4 protein-coding genes are annotated in these 5,127 nt (G+C 59.4%); all 4 read left to right on the top strand.

Features of this window, described 5'->3' with window-relative positions; translation table 11 throughout:
• Nucleotides 1-113 precede the first annotated feature (113 nt).
• A complete protein-coding gene (locus tag V3C40_RS28150; protein WP_331779150.1) occupies nucleotides 114-944 on the top strand; it encodes an acid phosphatase in 831 nt (276 codons plus the stop codon).
• Nucleotides 945-1,006: 62 nt separating this feature from the next.
• A complete protein-coding gene (locus V3C40_RS28155; RefSeq protein WP_219330426.1) occupies nucleotides 1,007-2,485 on the top strand; it encodes a DUF2868 domain-containing protein in 1,479 nt (492 codons plus the stop codon).
• Nucleotides 2,482-3,972: a DUF3482 domain-containing protein gene (locus V3C40_RS28160; protein ID WP_331779151.1), complete on the top strand. Its 1,491-nt coding sequence runs from the start codon at nucleotides 2,482-2,484 to the stop codon at nucleotides 3,970-3,972. The genes V3C40_RS28155 and V3C40_RS28160 overlap by 4 nt, the downstream gene beginning before the upstream one ends.
• A gap of 38 nt (nucleotides 3,973-4,010) precedes the next feature.
• Nucleotides 4,011-5,090: a tartrate dehydrogenase gene (locus V3C40_RS28165; RefSeq protein WP_331779152.1), complete on the top strand. Its 1,080-nt coding sequence runs from the start codon at nucleotides 4,011-4,013 to the stop codon at nucleotides 5,088-5,090.
• Nucleotides 5,091-5,127: the final 37 nt, after the last annotated feature.

Genomic DNA, 5,127 nt, shown 5'->3' on the forward strand with positions numbered 1-5,127 from the left:
GTTGGGCGCCGCAGGTGCTTGTCGGCTTACGCGCTGCGCGCTAAGCCGACCTACGTTTATTGGATGGCGGGTAGGTCGGATTAGCGTAGCGTAATCCGACAACTCAGCAGCCAATGCAACAGACAAAAAAAGGTAGCGTTAAGCGCTGCCTTTGTCATTTATCACCACATGTTGTGTACGGCGGGCATCGTCATGTTCTCTTCATATTGACACTGTACGATGACTTCCATTCTCATCAAGTAGTGTGTGCACCCATGCTGGCCAAGCTTAAACTCGTCAAAACTCCCAAAGGCATCGATAGTGTCCTGATGCTGTCGGCCATGCTGATACTCTGGATCGGTAACTACAGCAACGTCGACCTCATGATCGCCGACAGTATGTTCGACCGCGCGCGCGGGCAATTTGCCGGTGCCGACAGCGCGTGGGCGAGCAGTTTCCAGCTCTGCATGATCTTGCTTGGCGCCGCCTTGATCTGCTTGGCCGTCTGGGACACCTTGCATCCGCTGGCCTGGCTGGCATCACGCCGCAGCGCCTTGCGCGTAGTGGCACTGTCGGCTATCTTCGTGCCATTAAGCATCTATTTGCTCTCTTCCTTCAGCGACGTGCCCTGTCCCACGGATTTGTTGCGTTACGGCGGACTGGAACCATACACGCGCCTGCTGGAAACGTTGCCAGCCAGCGCATCTGCCATGGCATGCCTGCCCGCTACCCAGGCGAACGCTGCCTGGTGGATGCTGGCCTTGCCATTGTTCTGCCTGCCCGGACGGCCACGCACGGCGCTGCTGTTCGCCTGCATCATGCTGCTGTGCGGTTTGGCGGCAAGCTGGCAGCAACAGTTGCAAGGTACACAATTCTTTACGCACACCTTGTGGTCTGCCTGGATCGCTTCTTTCCTGATCTATCTGTTGCATCATTTGTTCCGGGCCGAGGACGCGTTGGCCTGAAACACGAAAGTACGTCACAATCTGCCTGTCGAGTTGTCGTTTCATACAAAAACAGGAGCACCATGAACGAGCAGATTGCGAGAGAAGTGGTATTGGTCCGTGCTATCGAGACGGCCGACCAGAAAAAAGAAGTCCTCAGCGAGGACGACCGCATGTATGCCAGCCGCAGCGCGCGTGAGCTTGCGCAGTGGCAAGCTTCGGGCAAGCAGGCCGAAGTGACAGGTGACGATTTCCTGCAGCAGCGTTCCGAGCTGATCATCAAGCGCATCACCGAGCGCACCCCCGCTTTCGCTGCCTTCGCGAAGCGTCGCAACGGCATGAAGACCCTGGCGCTGGCCTTGCCATTGCTGGCCTTGCTGCTGGGCGCCGGGCTCGACCGCATCACGGATCCCCATCGCGTCGACTTGCTGTCGGCGCCCTTGTTGCTGATCATCGCCTGGAATGTGCTGGTCTACCTGGGCTTGCTGATCTGGCTATGCATTCCCTCGCACTCGCTCGGCTGGCCGAAGGCGGGACTGGTGCGTCACCTGAGCGTGGGCCGCCTGGCCCTGCCGCGCAAACTGCCGCACGCCTTGTCTTCAGGTTTGCTCAGTTTCATGGGGGAATGGGCACACTTGAGCGCCAAGCTGACGGCCGCGCGCCTGAGCCGTACCATCCACCTGAGCGCCGCCATGTTTGCCATCGGCGCCGTTGCCTCACTGTATGCCCGCGGCTTTCTGTCGCAATATGCGGCCGGCTGGGAAAGTACCTTTTTAAATCCCGGCCAAGTGCACAGCCTGCTTTCGACCTTGTTTGCACCGGCTATTGCCCTGTTTCATTTGCAAGGTTTTTCGCTGGCGGAAATCGAAGCACTGCGCTTCCCGCAAACGACGACCATCGAAGGTGGCGCGCGCTGGGTGCATTTGTATGCGGCAACCATCTTCCTGCTGGTCGTCGTTCCCCGCCTGATACTGGCCCTGGTCAACAATTGGCGCGCCGCGCGCCTGGCCAAGAACTTTCCGCTGGATCTCGATCAGCCGTATTTCCGCAAGCTTAATGAAAGCATTGGCGTGGCCACGGGTGGCATGCTGCGCGTCTTGCCGTACAGCTTTACTGTCGATGAAGCACGCCACATGGGATTGGGCCAGCTCTCCATCATGCTGTTCGGCGAGCAGGGGCGCATGATGCTGCGTCCATCGATGTCGTACGGCGAAGAGCCGCAGGACGTCTTGCGCGGCACGGACTTGAACGATCCGCAAGTCAATATCACGGCCGTACTGTTCAATCTGACGGCGACGCCGGAAAAGGAAAATCACGGCGCCTTCCTCGATTATCTGGTGCAATCGTCGGCACGCGGCATCGCCGTCCTGATCGACGAGTCCAGCTACCTGGAGCGGGCCGGCGAGCAGGCGGATAACGGCGCGCGCCTGGCGGAACGAGTCGCCCTGTGGCAGCAGTTCTGCCAGTTCCATAAAACCACGGCCACCGTGGTCAATTTGCTCAACCCTGCCTTGCACCCGCTCGATGCAGGTGTCGGCTTGAAAGTATCGGCAGCAGCATGAGTGTGAATGTGAATAAAGATGTGCAGGATGATGCGGTGCAGATTCAATTCGCGCTGATTTCGCACACGAATAATGGCAAGACGACCCTGGCGCGCACCTTGGTGGGCGTGGACATCGGCGAAGTGCGCGACGCCGCCCACGTGACCGTGTTTGCGGAATCGCATACCTTGCTGGCCACGCCACAGGGCGATGTCTTGCAATTGTGGGATACGCCCGGCTTTGGCGACTCCGTGCGCCTGCTCAAACGCCTGGGGCAGTCGGGCAATCCCATCGGCTGGTTTCTGCGTGAAGTGCTGGACCGTTACCGCGACCGCCCGTTCTGGCTCAGCCAGCAAGCGCTGCGCACGGCCAAGGACTCCGCCGACGTGGTGCTGTATCTGGTGAATTCCTCGGAGCATCCGAAGGATGCGGGTTACTTGCCGGCGGAAATGAAAATCCTCGCCTGGCTCGATAAGCCCGTGGTGGTCTTGCTCAATCAGATGGGGCCGCCGCGTCCAGGCAATGAGGAACATAGCGAACAGGCGCGCTGGCGCGAACATTTGCAGCAGTATCCGATCGTGCGCGACGTTCTGGCGCTCGATGCCTTTGCTCGCTGCTGGGTACATGAGCGCGTGTTTTATGAAGCCGTGGGTAAATTGTTGCCGCAGTCGCAGCAGGCGGGCTATGCGCGTTTGTTTGCTGCCTGGCAAGAACAGAATACGGCGCGTTTCCGACAGGCCATGCACTTGCTGGCCACGCAGCTGGCAGTGGCCGGGCAGGACCGCGAAGCCATCGAGCCTGTCTCCAAGGGCTTGCTGAAATCGGCCTTGCAGGTCGTGGGCATAGGTAAGAACGCGGAGCAGCAACGCCAGGAAAAAGCCATGGCCAGCCTGGTGGCGAGGCTCAATACGCACAGCGGTATCACCACGCGCGAGCTTTTGATACTGCACAAACTCGACCCGACCGATGCGCATAAGATCAATAGCCGCATACGGGAAAACTTTGCCGTGCGCGCGCCGATCGACAAGGCGCAAGCGGGTTTGCTGGGGGCCATGATTTCCGGTGCCGCGACGGGCCTGTCAGCCGACCTGATTTCCGGCGGCCTGACCCTGGGTACGGGCGCCCTGCTCGGCGGTGTGGTTGGTGCGTTGACGTTTGCGGGCGCAGCCTGGGGCTTTAATTCCGGCACGGACCGTAATGAGCCCACCATGCAATTCACGGATGCCTTCCTGCGCACCTTGGTGGTGGCGGGCGTGCTGCGTTACCTGGCGGTGGCGCACTTTGGCCGTGGTCGCGGCAACTTTGTTGAAAGCGAGGCGCCGGCCTTCTGGCAGGATGAAGTCGAGCAGGCGGTGGCGCGCCACGAGGGCGCATTGGTCGAGCTATGGAAAGAGGTGCGCCGCGAGAAGTCCAATGAACTGGCGGCCGAACGTGTGCAGCCCATCATCACGGCGATCACTGCCGATGTGCTGGCGCGCCTGTACCCGGACGTGGCGCAGCCGATGTAAATACAGGCTTCCATCGCCTATTTCCAACAGGGTATCCCATGAGCACACATAAAATCGCCGTCATCGCCGGTGACGGCATTGGCAATGAAGTCATGCCGGAGGGCTTGCGTGTGATGGAAGCGGCTGCCCGCCGTTTCAATATCGACCTGCAGTTTACGACGATGGCATGGGCCAACTGCGACTATTACCTGGAACACGGGCAAATGATGCCGTCGGACTGGTTTGCGCAGCTCAAGGATTTCGACGCCATCTATTTTGGCGCCGTGGGCTGGCCGGACAAGGTGCCTGACCATATCTCGCTATGGGGCTCCTTATTAAAATTCCGGCGTGAATTCGATGAATACGTCAACTTGCGTCCCGTGCGGCTGATGCCGGGCGTGCCGTGCCCGCTGGCGAATAAAAAGCCGGGCGATATCGACTTTTATGTGGTGCGTGAAAACACGGAAGGAGAATATTCATCCGTGGGCGGCCGCATGTTCGAGGGGACGGAACGCGAAACGGTGCTGCAGGAATCCGTTTTTACGCGCAAGGGCGTCGACCGGATATTGAAATACGCATTCGAGCTGGCGCAAAGCCGGCCCAAGAAACACCTGACATCGGCAACCAAATCGAATGGCATTGCCATCAGCATGCCGTATTGGGATGAGCGGGTGGAAGCCATGGCCCCGAGCTTTCCCGATGTCCACTGGGATAAATACCATATCGACATCCTGGCTGCCCGCTTTGTATTGAGCCCCGAACGTTTCGACGTGGTGGTCGCTTCAAATCTGTTTGGCGACATCTTGTCCGACCTGGGCCCCGCCTGTACGGGAACGATTGCCATCGCACCATCGGCCAATATCAATCCGGAGCGGACTTTTCCTTCCGTCTTCGAGCCGGTGCACGGTTCCGCACCCGATATCTACGGCCAGAATATCGCCAACCCGATCGGCATGATCTGGTCGGGCGCCATGATGCTGGACTTTCTCGGCAATGGCGATGTCAATTACACGGCGGCACATGACGCGATTGTGCGCGCCATCGAGCAGGTGCTCGAGCATGGTCCGCGGACGCCGGACATGGGCGGCAGCGCCAGTACAACCGATGTGGGCATGGCGGTTGCCGAATTGCTCAAATAAAGCTTGCCGGCCGTGGGTGGCTTTGCTATAGTTCGCC

The organism is Janthinobacterium sp. LS2A, assembly GCF_036543145.1.
Classification (GTDB): domain Bacteria; phylum Pseudomonadota; class Gammaproteobacteria; order Burkholderiales; family Burkholderiaceae_D; genus Janthinobacterium; species Janthinobacterium aestuarii.